This window comes from Piscirickettsia litoralis (assembly GCF_001720395.1).
Taxonomy (GTDB): Bacteria; Pseudomonadota; Gammaproteobacteria; order Piscirickettsiales; family Piscirickettsiaceae; genus Piscirickettsia; species Piscirickettsia litoralis.
On the sequence record NZ_MDTU01000001.1, the window covers coordinates 2,217,299 to 2,237,621 of the forward strand.

The 20,323-nt window shown below is 42.9% G+C and carries 17 protein-coding genes, 1 tRNA gene and 4 pseudogenes; 12 read left to right on the forward strand and 10 right to left on the reverse strand.

What is annotated here, in order from left to right; translation table 11 throughout:
- Positions 1 to 11: 11 nt before the first annotated feature.
- Positions 12 to 87 (forward strand) — tRNA-Thr (locus BGC07_RS10960).
- A gap of 35 nt (positions 88 to 122) precedes the next feature.
- Positions 123 to 542 carry an ACT domain-containing protein gene (locus tag BGC07_RS10965; RefSeq protein ID WP_235603101.1) on the forward strand — a complete coding sequence of 140 codons (420 nt, stop codon included), beginning with the start codon at positions 123 to 125 and terminating at the stop codon, positions 540 to 542.
- A gap of 161 nt (positions 543 to 703) precedes the next feature.
- On the opposite strand, the pseudogene pepN reads toward BGC07_RS10965, so the two are convergent.
- A pseudogene (gene pepN / locus BGC07_RS10970) lies at positions 704 to 3,347 on the reverse strand (aminopeptidase N).
- Between the two features lie 128 nt (positions 3,348 to 3,475).
- On the opposite strand from pepN, the gene BGC07_RS10975 reads away from it, so the two are divergent.
- Positions 3,476 to 4,345 (forward strand): hypothetical protein, encoded by an 870-nt coding sequence (locus tag BGC07_RS10975; RefSeq protein ID WP_069313152.1) that lies wholly within the window; start codon positions 3,476 to 3,478, stop codon positions 4,343 to 4,345.
- Between the two features lie 68 nt (positions 4,346 to 4,413).
- Here the strand turns inward: BGC07_RS10975 and BGC07_RS23895 are convergent.
- The 3 genes and pseudogenes from BGC07_RS23895 to BGC07_RS10990 form a co-directional block, all read right to left on the reverse strand.
- Positions 4,414 to 5,069, reverse strand: a pseudogene (locus tag BGC07_RS23895) (CoA transferase subunit B).
- A 12-nt stretch (positions 5,070 to 5,081) separates the two neighbouring features.
- Positions 5,082 to 5,782, reverse strand: a pseudogene (locus BGC07_RS10985) (CoA transferase subunit A).
- Between the two features lie 98 nt (positions 5,783 to 5,880).
- Positions 5,881 to 6,765 carry an alpha/beta hydrolase gene (locus BGC07_RS10990; protein ID WP_069313153.1) on the reverse strand — a complete coding sequence of 295 codons (885 nt, stop codon included), beginning with the start codon at positions 6,763 to 6,765 and terminating at the stop codon, positions 5,881 to 5,883.
- Positions 6,766 to 7,017: 252 nt separating this feature from the next.
- Between BGC07_RS10990 and BGC07_RS10995 the strand changes: the two genes are divergently transcribed.
- From BGC07_RS10995 to BGC07_RS11010, 4 genes and pseudogenes are all read left to right on the forward strand, one after another.
- On the forward strand, positions 7,018 to 7,341 hold the full coding sequence (locus tag BGC07_RS10995) for a hypothetical protein (RefSeq protein ID WP_069313154.1): 324 nt from the start codon (positions 7,018 to 7,020) through the stop codon (positions 7,339 to 7,341).
- A gap of 171 nt (positions 7,342 to 7,512) precedes the next feature.
- On the forward strand, positions 7,513 to 7,860 hold the full coding sequence (gene bufA2, locus BGC07_RS11000) for a BufA2 family periplasmic bufferin-type metallophore (RefSeq protein ID WP_235603102.1): 348 nt from the start codon (positions 7,513 to 7,515) through the stop codon (positions 7,858 to 7,860).
- Positions 7,861 to 7,939: 79 nt separating this feature from the next.
- Positions 7,940 to 8,799: pseudogene (gene bufB, locus BGC07_RS11005) on the forward strand (MNIO family bufferin maturase).
- Entirely contained in the window at positions 8,783 to 9,580 is a 798-nt protein-coding gene (locus tag BGC07_RS11010; protein ID WP_235603103.1) for an HvfC/BufC N-terminal domain-containing protein, read from the forward strand. The pseudogene bufB and the gene BGC07_RS11010 overlap by 17 nt, the downstream one beginning before the upstream one ends.
- A gap of 71 nt (positions 9,581 to 9,651) precedes the next feature.
- Here BGC07_RS11010 and BGC07_RS11015 read toward each other — a convergent pair whose 3' ends face one another.
- Positions 9,652 to 10,323: a helix-turn-helix domain-containing protein gene (locus BGC07_RS11015; RefSeq protein ID WP_069313156.1), complete on the reverse strand. Its 672-nt coding sequence runs from the start codon at positions 10,321 to 10,323 to the stop codon at positions 9,652 to 9,654.
- Positions 10,324 to 10,662: 339 nt separating this feature from the next.
- Positions 10,663 to 11,004: a hypothetical protein gene (locus tag BGC07_RS11020; RefSeq protein ID WP_069313157.1), complete on the reverse strand. Its 342-nt coding sequence runs from the start codon at positions 11,002 to 11,004 to the stop codon at positions 10,663 to 10,665.
- Between the two features lie 267 nt (positions 11,005 to 11,271).
- On the opposite strand from BGC07_RS11020, the gene rppH reads away from it, so the two are divergent.
- The 3 genes from rppH to BGC07_RS11035 all read left to right on the forward strand — a co-directional run bounded on the left by rppH (position 11,272) and on the right by BGC07_RS11035 (position 13,160).
- Entirely contained in the window at positions 11,272 to 11,775 is a 504-nt protein-coding gene (gene rppH / locus BGC07_RS11025; RefSeq protein WP_069313158.1) for an RNA pyrophosphohydrolase, read from the forward strand.
- A 222-nt stretch (positions 11,776 to 11,997) separates the two neighbouring features.
- A complete protein-coding gene (gene bufA1, locus BGC07_RS11030; RefSeq protein WP_235603104.1) occupies positions 11,998 to 12,258 on the forward strand; it encodes a BufA1 family periplasmic bufferin-type metallophore in 261 nt (86 codons plus the stop codon).
- A 434-nt stretch (positions 12,259 to 12,692) separates the two neighbouring features.
- On the forward strand, positions 12,693 to 13,160 hold the full coding sequence (locus tag BGC07_RS11035) for a DoxX family protein (RefSeq protein ID WP_069313160.1): 468 nt from the start codon (positions 12,693 to 12,695) through the stop codon (positions 13,158 to 13,160).
- On the opposite strand, the gene BGC07_RS11040 is transcribed toward BGC07_RS11035, so the two are convergent.
- From BGC07_RS11040 to metK, 4 genes are all read right to left on the reverse strand, one after another.
- Complete coding sequence (locus BGC07_RS11040) at positions 13,149 to 13,658, reverse strand: transcriptional repressor (RefSeq protein WP_069313161.1); 510 nt, start codon at positions 13,656 to 13,658, stop codon at positions 13,149 to 13,151. The two genes, BGC07_RS11035 and BGC07_RS11040, sit on opposite strands and share 12 nt — an antisense overlap.
- On the reverse strand, positions 13,658 to 14,182 hold the full coding sequence (ppa, locus tag BGC07_RS11045; RefSeq protein WP_069313162.1) for an inorganic diphosphatase: 525 nt from the start codon (positions 14,180 to 14,182) through the stop codon (positions 13,658 to 13,660). Before ppa ends, BGC07_RS11040 begins: the two co-directional genes overlap by 1 nt.
- Positions 14,183 to 14,305: 123 nt before the next feature.
- Entirely contained in the window at positions 14,306 to 15,421 is a 1,116-nt protein-coding gene (locus BGC07_RS11050) for a DSD1 family PLP-dependent enzyme (protein WP_139121677.1), read from the reverse strand.
- A 159-nt stretch (positions 15,422 to 15,580) separates the two neighbouring features.
- Positions 15,581 to 16,741 (reverse strand): methionine adenosyltransferase, encoded by a 1,161-nt coding sequence (gene metK / locus BGC07_RS11055; protein ID WP_069313163.1) that lies wholly within the window; start codon positions 16,739 to 16,741, stop codon positions 15,581 to 15,583.
- 386 nt (positions 16,742 to 17,127) lie between these two features.
- On the opposite strand from metK, the gene tkt reads away from it, so the two are divergent.
- Together tkt and gap are read left to right on the forward strand one after the other, a co-directional pair.
- Positions 17,128 to 19,131 (forward strand): transketolase, encoded by a 2,004-nt coding sequence (tkt, locus tag BGC07_RS11060; protein WP_069313164.1) that lies wholly within the window; start codon positions 17,128 to 17,130, stop codon positions 19,129 to 19,131.
- A gap of 23 nt (positions 19,132 to 19,154) precedes the next feature.
- Positions 19,155 to 20,162, forward strand: coding sequence for a type I glyceraldehyde-3-phosphate dehydrogenase (gene gap / locus BGC07_RS11065; RefSeq protein ID WP_069313165.1), 1,008 nt, complete (start codon positions 19,155 to 19,157; stop codon positions 20,160 to 20,162).
- The last annotated feature ends 161 nt before the right edge of the window (positions 20,163 to 20,323 follow it).

Here is a 20,323-nt window from a genome sequence, read left to right on the forward strand (position 1 = left end):
TTCCCGCTATCGCCGGTATAGCTCAGCTGGTAGAGCAACTGATTTGTAATCAGTAGGTCCCGAGTTCGACTCTTGGTGCCGGCACCAAATTCAAAACCCAAACAACAGATTTGGGTTTTTTTATGCCTTGGGTAAAATCACTCATCCTGTGTTATGGTTACCAAGGAGGGCTGATGAAAATTAATTGCTTACGCGCACGCTTTGCTATATGTCGCTTTAAAGTGGGGACGCCGCTGCCAGCGCTTGAAACGTTATCTTTTTATTCGTTAAGTAGTGATACCGAAGGGTTAAGGCTGGTCCTGAAAGAGAAGGATATGCCTAAGCGCATCCGCGGCGCTAGTCGTGGTTGGCGTGCCTTGCATTTTCTTGATGAAAATGATAACAGCGAACAACGATTAAACTTGTTGTGCTCGCGCCTAAATAGCGAGGAGATTGAAAGCTTTGTAGCGCCGACCTATGAGATGAGCTTTCTGTTTGTTCATAACGATGATTTGCAAATGGCAATGGATGTTATGGGTGATTTAGAGTATCAGTGGCTTTAAATATTTAATTGAGTTTGTTCTTGAATTTGTTGTTGTGAGGCTGATTAGCCGAAGCCATCAGGGTCTGGGTATCACTTTATAATTTAACGGTGTAAGTGAAAAAGCTTGCTGCAACTCTATGAGGCCGAGAAGTCGAAGCAAGCTCATTGTTAAAATAACATTTAGCCGAGTGCTTTGGTTACAATTTCATAAACGTCTTTACAAAGTTTTGGTTCTTTCGCAATAGACTCCAGCGATGCTTTCATAAGGGCGCCACGGCCATCATCATAGCGACGCCAGTTCATTAATGAGCGGGCTAAACGTGCTGCAACTTGTGGATTAATCACCGATAGCTCCTTGACTTTTTCTTCAATAAAGCGATAGCCAGAGCCATCTTTGGCATGGAAATGCTTCATGTTGACAGTAAAGCCAACGAGTAACGCATAGACTTTATTCGGTGTTTTGATATCAAAGGCCGAGTGTTCTGTGAGTGCTTTAACGTCGGCGAGTGTGCTGTCTGCGCTGCTGCGTGCTTGGATTGCGAGCCACTTATCGACGACAAGCTCATGGCTTTGCCACTGTGTGTAAAAAGCATTTAGTGTTTCTTTGCACGCAGGCTTTTCCGAATGGCTCAAAGCGGCTAGGGCAGCGAATTGATCGGTCATGTTGTTGGCCGTATTAAATTGATTAACCGCCAAGCGAATCTGGTCATCATGATCTAGCTCTAATAAATAGCTTAAGCAGATATTTTGTAGGGCGCGTCTGGCAATATCTTTTTGGCTTAATGTATATGCTTTGACTCGGTGGCACTGAGTATAAGTGGCGAGTAGCTCTTGCTTTAAGTGTTCGGCGAGTGTGCGCACTAAAATGTTACGAGCTTCTAAGAGTTCATCAACCCAAATTGTTGGCATTTCTTCAGCTAAAGCTTGCACGCTGGGAATGCGAACGGCTTCGGCAATAAAAGCTGCATCGAGGGTGGCTGAGGTTAATATATTCGCAAAAGCCTGAATGAGCTTATCAGAGACTTGAACCGGTTTATCGATGCGTAGATCGTCGACAGCTTTTAGAATAAAACGCTTGAATAAGGTTTGGCCTGCATCCCAACGATTAAAGGCATTATTATCATACTTAAATAAGAAACATAGCTCATCTTCACTATAAGGATAATGAGTTTTGACCGGGGCAGAAAAATCGCGCAAGAGTGATGGTGTGGGCTTTGCGCTGATATTTTCAAAGTGAAATTCTTGCTCTTGTGCCTGAACGTTTAGAATCACTTCTTTTTGCGGGCGAGCGTTAGCTTGAGATTCTGTGCCGGCTAATTTTAGTTCTAAGGTTTGGCCTTCGTTATCAAGTAAGCCGATTTTGACAGGGATATGCAGCGGTTTTTTTCTCGTCTTGGCCAGGTGTCGCCGGACAACTTTGCTTAAAGCGTAGGGTATAACGCTGATTATGTGCATCATAGTCGTCGGTGATGTGTAGCGTTGGTGTACCCGCTTGGCTGTACCAGAGCTTAAACTGGTTAAGTGATCGATCATTGGCATCTTCCATTGCTTTGACAAAATCGTCACAAGTGACCGCTTGACCATCGTGACGCTTAAAATACAGGTCCATACCGGCTCTAAAGCCGCGTTCGCCGAGTAGGGTATGAATCATGCGGATAACTTCCGCCCCTTTGTCATAGACGGTGACCGTATAGAAATTATTCATCTCGATATAAGATTCTGGGCGAATCGGGTGAGCCATCGGGCTGGCGTCTTCGGCAAATTGCGCGCTGCGAATAATATTGACGTCTTGGATACGTTTAACTGCGCGCGTGTTTAAATCGGCAGAAAATTCTTGGTCACGAAAGACAGTCAGACCTTCTTTCAGGCTTAATTGAAACCAGTCGCGGCAGGTGACTCGATTACCCGTCCAGTTATGGAAATATTCATGGCCGATAACAGATTCAACGCCTAAAAAGTCATTATCTGTAGCCGTTTCGGTTTGGGCGAGAACATACTTTGTATTAAACACATTCAGACCTTTGTTTTCCATCGCTCCCATATTAAAGTCAGAGACGGCGACAATCATGTAAATATCAAGATCATATTCGAGGCCAAAGCGCTCTTCGTCCCAGCGCATGGACTTTTTCAGCGATTCTAAAGCATGCTGACACTCGTTGATTTTGCCATGTTCGGTATAAATTTCTAAGGCGACATTGCGACCTGATTTGGTGGTAAAATGATCGCGCAAGCATTCTAGGTCACCGGCAACCAAGGCAAATAAATAGCTGGGTTTTTTAAACGGATCTTCCCAATGGGCAAAATGGCGGCCGTCTGCTAATTTTCCTGAATTAATTTTATTACCATTAGAAAGCAATACTGGATATTTTTCTTGGTCTGCACTAATGCGTGTGGTGAATTTTGCCATCACATCGGGGCGATCTAAATAATAGGTAATGCGGCGAAAGCCCTCGGCTTCACACTGAGTGCAAAACATGCTGCCGGAGCGATACAGCCCTTCAAGCGCTGTGTTTTCTTGGGGTTTGATTTTGGTGGTGATCTCAAGCTCAGCTTTGTCTGGTAAATGATTTAAGGTCAGCTCTGTTTCAGACAATAAATAATCACTTGTTTGCACGGTTTTCTTGTTCAAGCGTAAGCTTACGAGTTCTAGGTGTTCGCCATTTAAAACGAGGTCGCTTGATACTGCTTCGTTGTTGCGTTCCAGGCCAAGTGTTGCAGTCACTAAGGCGTGATCTTCATAGAGGTCAACGTTAAGATCAGTGGTATTAATCCAGTAATTCGGTGGTGTGTAGTCTTTTAAAAATTTTTCTTTGGCCTGACTCATGTTATCTTCCTGTAATGGTTAAGCTTAAAAAAAGCTGAATTTCTTACCACTCTAGCAAAGCTCGTAAAGCGAGGGAAGCGTTTTGATCTGAGCCATGGGTGGTATTTTCTAGCATTTATGAGGGGATTATGGAAACAGCACAATTAACAAATGGAAAAATGCAGTTAGATTATCTTGTTGATGCAGGGCCGAGGCTCACGCATTTGTCTTTGGTTGGCGGAGCAAATATTTTTGCAGACCTTGGTAAGACAAAAGCGACTACATCAGCAGGGGATTTTATTTTCTATGGCGGGCACCGTTTATGGCATGCGCCAGAGGCTAAGCCACGCAGCTATTTGCCCGATAATACACCGCCTGAAGTGCAACGAGGGGATCTAACGGTTACGATCACAGGCCAATTAGAAGAGCAAACGGGTTTACAAAAAGAAATGCAATTAAAGTTGCAAGCGGATCGTGCGGAGCTGTCTATTAATCATGTTATTTATAATCGTGGCCTCTGGCCGATTGAGTGCGCGCCTTGGGGGATTACCCAGCTAAAAACAGGGGGGGTGGCCATCTTACCCCAATATAACCAGCCTTTTGATGAACATGGTTTATTGCCAAACCGCCAGTTAAATTTTTGGCCTTACAGTGATTATCAAGATGAGCGTTTAGAACTGCATCAAAACGCGATTTTAGTCCATGGTAAGCCAATCAGTCAGCCGTTTAAAATAGGTTATTTAAGTGTATTGGGTTGGTCGGCTTATCTTTATGAAAATACATTATTGATTAAGCAGTTTGAAGTTGATTCGGGGATGTATCCAGACTTTAACTCAAATAGTGAAGTCTATAGCAATGATCAATATTTGGAATTAGAAACCCTAGGAACATTAAGACAGATTGCACCTGGACAGAGTCATGTACAAAAAGAAGTTTGGCGCCTGTTTAAAGTCGATAGTGATATTCAGCGTACACCTGACGCTTTGCTGCAGCTATGTGTACAGCAGCTTAATCAGTAAATAGAGCTAAAATAACCAAAAGACTCCTGATTGCCTGATCACTCAGGAGTCTGGATTAATTAGTAAAATTAAAATGTCATCTCCGGAACATTATTTGAGACAATTAGTTCTGCTGCTGTTTTTTCTTGAATTTCTTCAACACTCACACCGGGTGCGCGTTCAAGTAGATGAAATGCGCCGTTTTTAAGTTCCATAACTGCCAGATCAGTGACGACGGTGCTGACGCAGTTGACACCGGTGAGAGGCAGTGTGCATTCTTTGAGAATTTTAGACTCACCGTGCTTATTGGCATGGGCCATGGCAACGATGATATTTTCAGCGCCGGCGACTAAATCCATCGCCCCCCCATACCTTTGACTAATTTTTTCGGAATCATCCAAGAGGCGATATTGCCTTTTTGATCGACTTCAAAAGCGCCTAATATTGTTAAGTCAACATGGCCGCCACGGATCATCGCAAAACTTTCGGCAGAGGAGAAAAAAGCCGCGCCGGTTGCTGCTGTTACTGTTTGTTTGCCGGCGTTGATGAGGTCTGGGTCGACTTGGTCTTCTGTTGGGAATTCACCCATGCCAAGCAGGCCGTTTTCAGACTGTAATAAAATATCGATATCACTTGGGACATAGTTTGCAACTAGCGTCGGGATACCGATACCAAGGTTAACGTAATAACCGTCTTTGAGCTCTTTAGCAATGCGCTGTGCAATTTGTTCTCGGGATAATGCCATGAGAGTTTCTCCTTATGCAGATTTTACAGTGCGTTGCTCGATGCGTTTTTCAAAGCGACCTTGAATTAAACGCTGGACATAAATACCTGGGGTATGGATCATGTTGGGGTCTAATTCACCAGGCTCGACAATTTCTTCAACTTCAACGACAGTGATTTTTCCTGCTGTTGCAATCATCGGGTTAAAGTTCATTGCGGTATTTTTATAAATTAGATTTCCCATGGTATCTGCCTTCCAGGCTTTGACGAGGGCAAAGTCAGCATGAAAGGCCTCTTCTAGAATATAATCACGGCCATTGAATTGTTTAACGTCTTTGCCTTTAGCAACATCGGTACCAACGCCTGTGGCTGTATAGAAGGCTGGAATTCCTGCACCGCCGGCGCGTATTTTTTCAGCCAGTGTGCCCTGTGGGGTTAAGACGATTTCTAGCTCACCATTTAGAACTTGTTGCTCGAAAAGGGCATTTTCACCGACGTATGAGGCATACATTTTTTTGATCATTTTTTTTGCAGCCAAAACCCTAAGCCAAAATCATCGATGCCGGCATTATTAGAAATACAGGTTAAACCCATAGGTTCCATATCAGCAACTTTTTTAATTAAACCTTCTGGAATGCCGCATAAACCAAAACCACCAATCATGACAGTCATGTTATCGCTAAAGCCTGCAAGTGCTTCATCATAGGAAGAAACAACTTTATTAAATCCTCTCATTATGCTTCCTTATACTGTATTTAAATCAATACTACTCTAACAAAATCTGGCTAAAATAGCTTTGATCTAATCATGTTTAAGATGTTTTTGTGTTATCTTTACTGTTTGAGGTGTTGGTTAATAAATTGATTGATTATTGTAAATAAGTTTTCAACCTGTTTAGGAACTACTTTATATAGGTTCATAAAGGCGTGAATCATTTTAGGGACATTATAGAGTTCTGATTGAACATGACTCTCTTGTAATTTTTGATGATAGCCGATGCCATCGTCTCGCAGTGGGTCTAAATCTGCGGTGATGATTAATGTTTTAGGGAGTGTATTGGGTATCGGTTGTAGTAGGGGAGAGGCCGTAATGCGTTCCAAACAGCGATGCTTGTCTTGAGTTTGATTAAAGTAATGATCAAAATAAAACTCTATTGTGCGTTTTTCTAAAAAATAGTTTTGCTGATAAAGCATGTGTGAAGGAGAAGAAAGAGTAAAGTCTAGACTGGGATAGATTAAAATTTGCCCGGCAAGGCTGATCTTCTCATGCAAATGAAGTGTGGTAAGAGCGGTTAAGTTGCCGCCTGCACTGTCTCCGGCGATATAAAGGTCGCGACCCTTAAATTGCTCGTGTAAACTTTCTATCGCATATAAACAGTCATTTAAGCCCGCAGGATAAGGATGTTCAGGAGCGAGGCGGTACTCTACTGCGATGATGATGGCTTGGCAGCGATTGGCCAGTGCTCGTACGGTGCTGTCGTAGTCATCGATAGAGCCGACCATGTGACCACCACCATGAAGGTAAATAATAACAGGTAGGGCCTGGCTATTTTCTATAGGCGTATAAGTTCGGATCGGTATACTGGATTCAAGCGTATTAATAGAATCGTTTTTGACTTGAAATAACTCTTCGTTAGAAATGCCAAAATTTTCGCAGAGTTTGCTAAAGGCTGTGCGTAAAATACTAGGTTTAAGATCGACTAAACGATTGTTATTGATATAGTTAAGAAACTCGGCGAAAGGCGTATCACTTTTTTTAGAAGTTCATAAATTACCTGGCTTACTTTATATATTTTATTTTTTCAAAAATTTTTAAATTTTGCCTATTATGCCATGTTTGAGCAGAAAGCTTTATCGTGTTTTAGAGGATAATTTGAGTTGGCTAGATAACAAAATAATTTAGTGAGTATTGACTCTTGTGTAATGCATCATAGAATGGAGCCGTTAAAGATTAGGACTGGGAGTTTGGTAATGTTTACATCCGCATTTGAAAAAGCTGTAACAGACAGTAAAGACGCGCAAAACTGGTTGGCAAATGCAACGAAAGAAGTATTTTCATTTCAACAAGCGATGGTCGCAGACTGGACTGAATGGACGCGGGCAAATTCAGTACGTTCATATTCAGCAAAAACAGTAGAAGAGCTTGTTGATGTGAATTTAAGTTCAATTTCAGATTTTACGCAACGTTCATCAAAGGTATTTTTAGATTCTATGAATATAGTGAACGCTCTTGCCTCTCAAAACCCATTTTACCAAATGGGTGAAGGAAAAATCTCTAAGAAGAAAGCATCTTAAATCCATTTTTAAATTCTTTTTTTACTTTTCAATCTTAAGGCAGCATTTTATGCTGCTTTTTTTGTGAAAAAATTATAATGACTTATCGCGATTAAATTCATTGATGTTATATTTAAAGTAACCTGCATCGACGGGTTTTTGTTTATGGGACTTTAAAAGGAATCAATGGATATGAGTAAAAAATTAAAAGTGGGTGCGATGGTTGCGGGAGCGGCAGCAGCATTAATTCTTGCAGGTTGCGCAGGACAAGCGAGTAAGCCCTCCAGCCAGTCAGGCCCTGTGAAATGTTCGGGCATTAATAGCTGTAAAGGCACGTCTGAGTGTGCGACAGCTAAAAGTTCATGTAAGGGACAAAATAAATGCAAAGGGACCGGTTGGGTCTTTGCGAAAAGTGCTGATCTTTGTAAAAAGAAAGGGGGAACTGTTCTTAGCGCGGGTGCCTTTAATCACTCTCTTGCCACAGTAGATACTGCAGATAGCCTTGCTTCTCTTGATGATCATAAAGCCTATCGTCGTTAATTAATAATAATAATTTTTAGGGGGCGCTTGGCCCCTTTATAATAATTGATAAAAGATTTTGTTGTTGAGGGATTCATTTATGTCTATAGCAAGCTTGCCATATTTAGGTTATGGCTTAGGTCTGCGTACAGATCACTATCATGATATTTTAGAGCATCAACCTAAAGCGGTAGAATGGTTTGAGATTATTACTGAAAATTATTTAGTACCTGGTGGTAAACCACTTTATTTTTTAGATAAAATTTGTCAAGACTACCCTATTGTTATGCATGGGGTCTCACTGTCTATCGGTAGTTATGATCCTTTGAATATGGAGTATTTAAAGCAGCTCAAAGCATTGGCTCATCGAGTCGAGGCAAAATGGGTGTCTGACCATTTGTGTTGGACGGGTGTGCAGCATAAAAATTTACATGATTTAATGCCGATGCCTTATAGCGAAGAGGCTTTAGCTCATGTTGTAAAGCGCATTAAAATTGTCCAGGATTTTTTAGGACAGCGTATCTTAATTGAAAATCCATCGAGTTATATCGAATTTGAATCGTCCAATATCAGCGAGTGGGAGTTTATGGCCGAATTGGCTCAGCAAGCAGATTGTTTAATATTACTCGATATTAATAATATTTATGTCAGTGCTTTTAATCATGGTTTTGATCCTTGTCTTTATATTGACTATATGCCCAAAAAGCCGTGCAGCAGTTTCATCTAGCTGGGCATAGTCGTTATGAGAATTATATTATTGATACTCATGATCACCCGGTGATTAAAGAGGTCTGGGATTTATATCAGTATGCCTTAAAAAAACTAGGGCCGGTGTCGACGATGATAGAGCGTGATGATCATATTCCACCCTTAAGTGAGTTACTAGAAGAGCTCGATATTGCTCGAACGTTAGGTAATAAGGTATTTGTAGAAGGTAAACATTATGATGCCGTTAGCTAAGTTGCAAGATGACTTTCAAACTTGGGTGTATGCAGGAGAAGGCGATTTTATTAAAGGCGTTGCCAAACCCCCACGAGGTAATAGCCATGAGCGCTTAATGATTTATCATCATGCTTATTATTCACGTCTAGTTGATATCGTTATAGATGACTATCCAAAACTGCGTGTATTGCTCGGTGATGAGGTGATGGTAGAGTGCATTCGCACTTATGTGCGAGCAACGCCGGCTCGGCACTTTTCAGTACGTTATTATGGTGAGAGGTTAAGCCAGTTCTTGCAAGAGAATGAGCCTTATAATGAGGTGCCTTTATTAGCAGAAATGGCAGAGTTTGAATGGGCATTAAACTTAAGTTTAGATGCTGCTGATGCGCCTGTATTAACGACTGCTGATTTAGCGAACATTGCCGCTGAGGACTGGGCTGATGTTGTCATTGGCTTTCACCCAAGTGTAAGTTTGCTTTTCGTCCAGCACGGAGTCGTAGAACTTTGGCAAAGCATAGAAGAAAATCCAGAGCATGTTGAGCCGGTAGCGAGTGAGTTGCAAGCGTGTTTTGTATGGCGTTATGAGTTGGCTAGCCATTTTGTTGCAATGGATGAGTTAAGTGGGCGAGTTTGGCAAGCGCTGAACCAAGGCAAGTGTTTTGGTGAGGTTTGTGCTTGGTTGGTCGATAAAATGGCCGAAGAAAAGACTGTTGAATATATTGCTGGGTTATTGCAATACTGGCTGTCAGAAGGTTTGATCTCAAAACTAACAGTAGATGTAAATGTTGAAGCTGGATGAGTCGAAGTGGAGCGTAAAATACAAAAGGGCCATAAGGCCCCTTTATTCAATGCATTTTCTCTAGAGAAAATTTAGAGAGAAAATTTAGTTTGTGATTGCACGAGCGTTGCGATGATGGTGTCATCGGCTGTCATTTTAATCAATTGGCCTTCCTGATCTGGAGAGGTTTGGTTTAAAGACTTTAGGTATTTAAAAGGAGAATCAATGATGAGTTGCTTAAAGACAACCGTATCATGCTCTTTTAAGTACGCAAGTACATAGTGGCGGTCACGAGCATCACATTCAGGATCAAAAATTAATGTTGAACCATGTGGGAAAAGTGGTGCCATAGATTGGTCTGGCATGTGAGTGATGAAGGCATGTTCACCGACATTAACGTCGGCTTTAACAGAAACCTCCGCCTGCTCAGTCGCTGCCGCATCGATTGTTGTGGTGATATCGTGCCACTTGAGGACTGGTAATTCTGGCCAGCTACGAGGATTGCTAAAATCCTTCGGGCTATCTGGCATGTCATCTTCACCAATGAGTTGGCTAACCGTCAATGCAAAAAAGTCACAAATCGGGCGTAATGAAGATAGTGTTGGGTTACTGTGCTTGTCATTGGCAAGGCGATTAATCGTGCCGACAGCCACTCCCGTGTTCTCAGACAGTTGAGCCGTTGTTACACGTTTCTCGTGCATAAGGCCGCTGAGCCGATTAGCGAGAGTTCCGGTTGCTTGCTTTAATGTGATTCCATCACTCATTTTATTACCATCTATTATTTATTTAATGTTCCAAAGTATGATTTTTATCTAAAAAAGTTAGATTTTGCTATTGTATCAGGTTTTTCTCTAATTGCTATATGTCAAGTGTAAATATGTTCTATAAATGATAAATTCTAATGTTTATTAAATTAACTCGTTGATAATTTTAGTTAAAAAATCTTAATATATCGATGAGTTCTCGTAATTGTGAGTCAATTTTTTTACTTTCCAAAGTAAAAATACCATGCACTAGACTCATTTTTTTAATCACAAGAATGCTGCCTGTGAATTTAGTTTTAAGGTTATTGTTCGGGGGTAAGCTTTGTTGCAGTGCATAATTTAGCTGGCTATGGTCATCGAGAAAATATCGGAGAGTTTGTGATCTGTGATTTTTATTGAAGTGCAGGCTGCGGATTTAGTAAAGCAGATGGCAAGCTGGCTATCGAGGGCATGCAGGGTTTGTTGATACTTCTCGCAGGTTTGATGGAGTTTATTTAAAAATCTGGTTGAAGTTGTCGCTTCTAGAAAGATTAAAACATAATGCTGGTTTTGAGTCAGGCTAGCTAGGTTAATTGTTGTATGATCGAGCCTAGAGAGTTGGATATTCGGTAAGCAATAACCAGGCAAGAGTGAGTGAGAGAGGATGGGATATGGCTGTAATGCCGTTTTCACATCAGTCATTGGGGTTGCTCAGTCTGTAGTTTTGAGGTCTGCACTCTATACTCATCCTTGTTAAAATGCAAAATTTCCCATCATATTGATCGGATATTTTTAGTTTTTAATGAATAATGGTTATTAAAGAGTGTATCAGACTCATGGAGCTTAGGAGCGAAAATTGCTACACTTTAAGAAAATAGTTGAGGTCATTTGCTTTTAAATTTATATGCTATCTGTGCTTGTTGATGGTAATGTAAAGGCAAATAGATCGAATAAGTTGGGGGTGGAAACGTGATTGATGAGGAAGGTTTCCGCGCTAATGTCGGTATTGTTTTATGCAATACTGATGGGCAACTTTTTTGGGGGCGACGTATTGGGCAAAGTTCTTGGCAATTTCCACAAGGTGGCATTGCTGAGGGTGAAACGGCTGAAGAGGCTTTATTCCGTGAATTGGAGGAAGAGGTCGGCTTAACTGCAAAAGACGTGAAGGTTTTAGCGGTGACGCGTGGTTGGTTACGTTATAAGTTGCCTCCTCAAATGGTGCGACGTGGTGTGGAGCCTATATGTATAGGTCAGAAACAAAGGTGGTTTTTGTTGCGATTATTATCTGATGACCGAAGCATTAACCTGAAACTGTCAGGGCAACCGGAGTTTGATGGCTGGAAATGGGTAAGTTATTGGCACCCATTACAGGAAGTTGTTTCATTTAAAAAACGGGTTTATCGGCGGGTATTGCAGTATTTCCTGCCGACAGTGTCCATGGCGGAGTTACAGCAGTCGCATCGAGTGAAATAACATTACTTAAATTCTCTAGTCTTCTCTTCAATAGGCTGCACAATTTAGTGCAGCACTTTCCGCTATGATTTAACAGCGCATTAAAAAATACAGAAAATAAAATACAAGGCAATAAAAAACTAGCCGGGCTTGGCTTGCTTAGTCTATGATAATAATAAACTTTCTACCCTCCCTCAAAAACGTCTTATAAGGAGATGAGTATGACGCAAAAAAAATATCGCTTTGGCCTTGGCGGTTGCTGCGACGTTTGCAGCTGGAACGGTTGCTGTGCAGGCAAAGCCAGTGAAGTGCTATGGCGTCTCACTCAAAGGTAAAAATGATTGTGGTACTAAGTTGCATGCTTGTGCAGGACAGTCTACTAAGGATTATGACCCCACTGAATGGATATATGTGAAAGCTGTAAAAAATGAAAACGGCGCTGTAATTGAGCCGGCGAAGGATGTATGCCAGTCTTTAAAGGACAAGGTCGCTAAACTGAAGTGAGAAAAAGCTAATTTATAACATGATTATAATCGTAATTAACTTTTGCTTGCGATAGTCTGATCTCGATGCTTTACTGAACGTATCAGGGAGTGAATCTTAGGGAACTTAGAGGTTACTAACTTGATTATGCAGGGATTAGCGATGAAAGTATCGATGAGCTTGGCAGAGTTTTCATCGGTATTGGTTAGTCGTCTGTTACGAACTTGCAGAGCTTGGTTCTAAAGGCTCTGTTATTGGAATCAGCTTATGGATCGCATACGCATGAGCTGATACCTGGCTTTTTTTCAAGTTGAGGCTATGGAGGTTAGAGTTATTTGAAACTTGTAATGTGCATCGGGAATAGAGTTAGAAAGTAGATCAAGGTCGCAGGGAAGGTGAGTTATTGGCTGGGCTATGTGTGACTGTCCTACTCGTTATCAAGTAAAGGAATGCTTATGTTTGCTAAGGTTTATACGCTTTTTCGCCCCCTATTGAAGACCTTCGATTTTCTTGCGCCTTTAGGTGATTTGGCCGCTCGGCTTTGGATCGCAAACATTTTCTTCAAGGCGGCACTGACAAAAATTCAAAGTTGGGATACCACCATTTTATTGTTTACACATGAGTATCAGGTGCCCTTTTTACCGCCAGTGTTTGCTGCTTATTTGGGGACGGGAGCAGAGTTGCTTTTGCCTGTGTTGCTGGTTTTGGGTCTCGGTGGGCGTGTAGTGATTTTCGTTTTTTTCTGCTATAACGCAATTGCCGTGATTTCTTATCCTTATTTACATACTCCAGAAGGTTTGCCTGGCTTATTACAGCATGTAAATTGGGGGTTATTACTCATGTTATTAATGTTTCATGGTTCAGGAAAAATTTCAATGGATCATTGGTTGGCCAAGCATTTTGAAAGGAAGTTATTTAGTTAAGAGGCAGGTTTTGCATAGACCTGTGACTTCGATAATCTTATTTTCTATTCTGCAACCGAAGGGCTGCACCGCTTGCTCTATGGTTTGATCAAGCGCAGGATGAGAGATCTCAAAGCTGGCATTGCAGCTTTTGCAAATAAAGAAATAAGCGCTGTGGTGATATTCGGGGTGCGCGCAGGCAATGTAAGCATTTAGGCTGCTGATACGGTGAATAAATCGGTGTTCCAATAGAAAATCTAAAGCACGATAAATAGTGGGCGGCTTCGCATTGGTTTGGTGTTGTTGCAATATTTCTAATAGTGCATAAGCGCCGATAGGGGATTGGGCTTGCCAGATCAAGGTCAAGACGCGTTTGCGAACATCGGTTAAGCGCAAGCCTTTTTGTGCACAAATTTGACTAACATTCTTTAATAACTCGTCAAGAGAGTGCTGGTGATGTTCTTCGGGGCAAGCGTAATGACGAGAGGAGCCAGCCGATGACCGGCTCTCGCTTTTCATTATTGCGCGCGCTCTAGACTTGCAACAATTTCAGCCTTAGTTTCTTCTAGGTCGGCCCAGCCCTCAACCTTCACCCATTTACCTTCTTCTAAGTCTTTATAATGCTCGAAGAAATGTTTGATCTGCGCAAGTAATAAAGGTGGTAAATCTTCAATTTTTTCAATATTTTTATAAATATTTTGAGAAATTTTATCGACAGGGACGGCAATGATTTTTGCATCGATGCCTGATTCATCAGTCATTTTGAGCATCCCAAGTGGGCGACAACGTAATACAGCGCCATGACGGACGGGCGTAGGAGTGACTACTAGGACATCTGCCGGATCACCATCATCAGACAGTGTGTTTGGGATATAGCCATAATTTGCAGGGTAGTGCATGCATGTGCCCATAAAACGGTCAACAAACAATAGGCCAGAGTCTTTATCGACTTCGTATTTCACCGGTTCGCTTTGTGCTGGAATCTCAATAATTACATTGATATCGTTGGGAACGTCTTTGCCTGCAGCAAGATTAATGGTCATAGTTTTCCTCATTTGTTATCTATTTTGCATTCAAAATAGACTTTTAAAATTAGTAAAAATTGGCCCCAGTATAAAGGATTGTCCGGCATCGCGCTATATGCTCAGGTCAATCTAATCACCTCATTACTGGGATTTACCACGCAGGTCGATTGGCCAAATATCGGTGATAGTATCGCCCTCAGTAATATAAAACTGGTCAAACAAATTAATCGTTGGATCGCAATGTGGAACGATAAGCTCTAAGACTTCACCCACTTTAGGCAGTGTGCCAGTACCGTCACTTGTTATTTTGCCATGTTCATCACCAAAACCACCCCAGTCATAACTTAAGTGAGGGTGACTGATAATGCGAGGCGGGGTCTGATCGATATAGAGTGATTTTAAGCCTGCGTCCACCGTGACGTGACTCTCATGATTCGCGCTGATGACGGTTGTAAGTAATGTCATTGCAGGCTGAAACGGGTTAAAGGCTTGTAAGTTTTGCCATTGGATATTGGCATATTCTTGGTCCATAACCGTATAAGAACCGGGTTGAATTTCAGTCACTAAATCCACTTGACTATCGATATCATAAGTGCCAGTGCCGGTGCCTGTGAGTATAGTGCAAGGCAAATTTTCTTTCTTAAACTGGGCTAGAACATCACTTGCTTTTTGCATGGCTAAACTGGATGCTGTCTTGCGGTCATTGAAGTCATGAATATGTTGCAAGTTACCTGCATAGCATTGGAGGCCTTGCAAGCTTAAACCAGGCAATTCGTGTAGTAATTTTCCTAAAGTGAGCGCATTAGCGTAAGAGGTTCCAGTGCGATGAACGCCTGGATCGATATCAACGAGTACCTTGAGGGTTGTACCGGCTTGCAGTGACGCTTGGCTTAATGCCTGGGCATTTTCAGCTTGATCGACCACAACCATGATACCGCTTTCTTTTTGAACCAGTTGAACCAAGCGCTGAATTTTTTGTGGGGTCACTACAGGAGAAGTGAGAAGCACGCCGGTAATGCCTTTTGTGACGAGTACTTCAGCCTCGCCGACTTTCGTTGCACAAATGCCAATCGCGCCTGTTTGTTTCTGTAGTTTGGCAAGCTGTGTGCACTTGTGTGTTTTCGCATGAGGTCTTAGTTGTTTACCCTGCTTATTGGCAAAATCTTGCATAAAGTTAAGGTTGGTCATGAGCTTTTGACGGTCAATGACTAGTGCTGGAGTGTCTATTTGTTGTTTGCTTTGGCCGACTTTTATCACGGTATTTCGCTCTTGTTGGGTTATAAGTTTAGTTTAGTGACAGATTCAGATTACAAGGACTGTTAAGAAAAAACTAGAAACTAAGAGGTGATGATTATTGAGAGTTTATAAAAAAAGCGGCTTAGCCGCTTTTTAGTTTTTAAGTTGAAAGCTTGGCTTTTATAGGCCAGCTTCACTGCGTAATAGCTCAGCTTTATCTGTACGCTCCCAGGTGAAGCTATCATCACTACGACCAAAGTGACCATAACTTGCAGTAGGTAGATAAGGTTGAGTGAGTAAGTCTAGCATTTTAGTAATGCCACGCGGGCGTAGATCAAAGTGCTGGCGGACGAGTTGGCTAATTTTCTCATCGCTGATTTTGCCGGTGCCGAAGGTATTAATGTAAACAGAAGTCGGCTCTGCGATGCCGATGGCATAAGAAACCTGAATTTCACAACGATCAGCAATGCCCGCAGCGACAATATTTTTAGCAACATAACGTGCAGCATAAGCGGCAGAACGGTCCACTTTTGATGGGTCTTTACCTGAGAATGCGCCGCCACCGTGACGCGCTGCGCCACCATAGGTGTCAACAATGATTTTGCGACCGGTTAAGCCGCAATCGCCCATGGGCCCACCAATGACGAATCGGCCGGTTGGATTGACGAAATAGCGTGTTTTCTCGTTAATCCATTCTTTAGGTAACGTTGGTTTAATGACTTCTTCAATAATGGCTTCATGTAGGTCTGCATTGGAAATATCAGGGGCATGCTGCGTTGAAAGCACGACAGTATCGATACCAACAGGCTTACCATCTTGGTAAACAAAGCTAAGCTGGGCTTTGGCATCTGGGCGTAACCAAGGCAGGCGGCCGCTTTTGCGTAATTGTGCTTGGCGCAGCATCAGGCGATGCGAGTAGGTAATTGGCGCAGGCATTAAGACATCCGTTTCATTGGTTGCATAGCCAAACATCAGACCCTGATCGCCAGCACCTTGTTCATGTTCTGAGGTTTCATCAACTCCCATGGCGATTTCAGGGGACTGTTGACCGATGGCATTAATGACGGCGCAAGAGTTGCCATCAAAGCCCATGGCTGAATCATCGTAGCCGATATCGGTCACAACTTTGCGGACGATATTTTCAACGTCAACCCAGGCTGAGGTTGAAATTTCACCGGCGACGATGACCATGCCGGTTTTAACTAACGTCTCACAGGCCACACGGCCGTTAATGTCTTGTTTTAAGATGGCATCTAGAATAGCGTCGGAAATTTGGTCGGCGATTTTATCTGGATGTCCTTCAGAGACGGATTCTGAGGTAAAAGTATAGTGATGACTCATGGCATTACCCTTAATTATGAGTGTGGCCGCCTTTTTAAGCTTAGGCTTGCCTTAATGTTTAATGCCAGAGGAAATCGATGGATTTATCCTCGTGGCCCCCAAAAATAAGTTAGGCTAAACCAGTGACTTAGCGCCATTAACTGGCTGCTGAATAGTTTAACAACGGTTCGGGTGCCTTAACTTATACACGTAACAACAGCCTAATGTTAAGGCTGTAGGCTGTATTAGAGCCTTATCCTTATAATATGTCAACCAAGTAAACTCTTCGCGCTTGATTTATTACAAGTTATTTATGATTGTTGCCCTAACCCTTGCGTAATGACAAGAGCTAAGGGAGAATAGCCCTGACTTTTCTTGTCCAACCCCGTAGTTGTCAGGAGTTTAGCATGCTCTCACGTTCTTATCTCGCCGCTGCAATTCGCGCATTAAGTATGGATGCGGTCCAACAAGCGAATTCAGGGCACCCAGGGATGCCAATGGGAATGGCGGATATCGCCGAAGTCTTGTGGAATGGCTTTTTAAAGCACAACCCGCAAAACCCCAATTGGCCAAATCGCGACCGATTTATCTTGTCCAATGGGCATGGCTCTATGCTCCATTATGCATTATTGCACCTATCTGGTTATGATTTGCCGATAGAAAATATTAAAAACTTCCGTCAATTAAATTCAAAAACCGCTGGTCACCCCGAGTATGGCCATACTCCCGGAGTTGAAACAACCACAGGCCCCCTAGGCCAGGGGATTGCCAATGCTGTAGGTATGGCGCTTGCTGAAAAGATGCTGGCGAGTCAATTTAATCGCCCTAATTTTCCTGTGATCGATCATTATACTTATACTTTCTTGGGTGATGGTTGCCTGATGGAAGGCATCTCTCATGAGGTGTGTTCGTTTGCGGGTACGCAAAAATTAGGCAAATTGATTGCGTTTTGGGATGACAATGGTATTTCTATCGATGGCGACGTCGTTAATTGGTTCTCTGATGACACCGTTGAGCGCTTTAAAGCCTATGGCTGGCATGTGGTTGCTGGAGTCGATGGGCATGATCCTAAATCGCTTGAAGTTGCTATTACTGAGGCCCAAGCCGATGAGCGTCCAAGTTTGATTTGTTGTAAAACCGTGATTGGCTTTGGTTCGCCTAATAAGGCTGGAACGGCTGGTTCTCATGGTGCGGCATTGGGTGTAGAAGAAGTGCAGAAGACGCGCGCTGCCTTAGGCTGGGAACACGCGCCGTTTGAGATTCCACAGGATATTTATGCGGCCTTTGATGCCAAAGAGCAAGGCGCAAGCCAAGAGCGCGCGTGGCAGCAATTATTTGATGGCTACAAACAGGAGTTTCCTGAATTAGCGCTTGAACTTGAGCGTCGCTTAGCTGGAAAACTTCCTGAAAATTGGCAAGCGGTGACCGATCGTTTGGTGAATGATACAGTCGCTGAGGCCAAAACAGTCGCAACGCGCAAGGCGTCTTTGAATGTATTAGAAAAAATCAGCCAAGAATTGCCTGAATTATTAGGTGGCTCTGCCGACTTAAGTGGTTCGAATTGCACACAGATTAAAGCAGCGCGTGCGGTGCGCCCAGATGATGCCAGTGGTAACTACCTGCAATATGGCGTTCGTGAGTTTGGTATGTCAGCGATGATGAATGGCATGGCGCTGTATGGTGGCTTTATTCCATTTGGTGGCACCTTCCTTACCTTTATGGATTATGCGCGTAATGCAGTCAGAATGGCAGCATTGATGAAGCAACGAGTGGTTTTTGTCTACAGTCATGATTCGATTGGTTTGGGTGAAGATGGCCCGACCCATCAGCCGGTTGAGCATTTAGCGAGTTTGCGCTCTATGCCAAATATTAATACCTGGCGCCCTGCCGATACGGTTGAGACGGCAGTTGCGTGGACGGCAGCCTTGGAATCTTGCGATGCGCCATCAGCTTTGGTGCTGTCGCGTCAGAATCTGCCTTTCCTAGAGCGTGATGGGCAAACCGTTGCGAACGTTGCTCGAGGGGGGTATATTCTTCATGACTGCAAGCAAACACCTCGATTGATTTTGATTGCAACAGGCTCTGAGGTTCAGCTCGCGCTAAGTGCGGCGAAGGCTTTGGATCTTAAGGGCGTTGCCGTAAGAGTCGTTTCGATGCCATCGACAGAAGTGTTTGATGCACAAGATGAAGAATATAAAGAAAAAGTGTTGCCGACAAATGTGCGCGCACGTATTGCCATAGAAGCAGCATCGCCAGAGAGTTGGTACAAATATGTTGGCATCGATGGCAAGGTGGTCGGGATGGAGTCCTATGGTGACTCTGCACCGGCAGACGTATTATTTGAGCATTTTGGTTTTACTGAAGCGAATGTGGTTGCAGTCGCAGAACGTTTATTAGACAGCACTGATTAAAAAAGTAATTAAGGAGAAGCTATATGACTATTCGCGTTGCAATTAATGGTTACGGGCGTATTGGACGTAACGTACTGCGTGCTCTATATGAAGGTAACCGTCGTGATGATATTCAAATTGTTGCGATCAATGATTTAGGTGATGCAGAAATTAATGCACACTTGACTAAATACGATACCGCACATGGTCGTTTTAATGCGGATGTTGCTGTTGACGGTACTCATATGATCGTTAACGGTGATAGCATTCAGATTTTATCTGAGCGTAACCCAGAAAACCTCCCTTGGGGCAGCATGAACGTCGATGTCGTCTATGAGTGCACGGGGCTTTTCACTAAGCGTGAAAAAGCGGCGATGCATATCACTGCGGGTGCGAAAAAAGTCATTATTTCAGCCCCTGGGACGGATGTCGATGCAACTGTGGTGTATGGTGTTAATGACAAGACATTAAAAGCGTCTGATCAGATCATTTCAAACGCATCTTGCACAACGAACTGCTTGGCTCCGCTGGTTAAGCCTTTATATGAGACTGTGGGGATTGAGCAAGGCTTGATGACAACGATTCATGCCTATACTAATGATCAGAAGTTAACTGATGTTTATCATACTGATGTGCGTCGTGCACGCTCTGCAACTCAATCGATGATCCCAACAAGCACAGGGGCGGCCAAAGCGGTAGGTTTGGTATTGCCTGAGCTAGCGGGTCGTTTAGATGGCTTTGCGATGCGTGTGCCAACAATTAATGTTTCTGTAGTTGACTTAACCTTTACGGCATCTCGTGATACCACGGTTGAAGAAGTCAATCAGATTCTAAAAACAGCTTCTGAAGGTGAGCTGAAAGGCATTTTAGACTACAACACGGCACCTCTTGTGTCTGTAGACTTTAACCATTGTCCAGCATCCTCGACCTTTGATGCAACGCAAACGCGAGTATCGGGTCGTTTGGTGAAAGTGCTCTCTTGGTACGATAATGAGTGGGGTTTCTCAAATCGTATGTTGGATACAACGATGGCATTGATGAATGCAAAATAACTGAGAAAAAGCGTGGGTGACCACGCTTTTTGCTTTTTAAATTAACTTGGAGTGTTGCCGTGAATATTTTAGAGATGGAACAATTAAACTTAGATGGTAAGCGTGTGCTGATCCGTGAAGATTTAAACGTTCCGCTGAAAAATGGTCAGGTTACAAGTGAT